The 283-nt window shown below is 29.7% G+C and carries 1 protein-coding gene; it reads left to right on the top strand.

Going from position 1 to position 283, the window contains the following annotated elements; translation table 11 throughout:
* Positions 1 to 283, top strand: a 283-nt coding sequence (locus HMPREF3247_RS05910) for a Csa1 family protein (RefSeq protein WP_142349147.1), incomplete at both ends; no start/stop codon positions are given.

The following is a 283-nucleotide window of genomic DNA, read 5'->3' on the forward strand; positions in this document are numbered from 1 at the left end:
GAAGGCTATCGTGATGATCAGTTTGATAAAAATGATAAAGGCACATGGATTGTTAATTCGGAAATGGCGACTCAAAATAAGGGAGAAGCTTTAAAAATTAAAGGTATGGTCTTGTATATGAATAGAAATACCAAAACAACAAAAGGATATTATTATGTAAATGCAATAAAGAATGATAAAGACGGAAGACCCCAAGAGAATGAAAAAAGGTACCCAGTTAAAATGGGCGATAATAAAATCATTCCAACTAAAGAAATTAAAGATGAAAAAATAAAAAAAGAAA

The organism is Staphylococcus sp. HMSC36A10 (assembly GCF_001838845.1).
GTDB classification, from domain to species: domain Bacteria; phylum Bacillota; class Bacilli; order Staphylococcales; family Staphylococcaceae; genus Staphylococcus; species Staphylococcus aureus.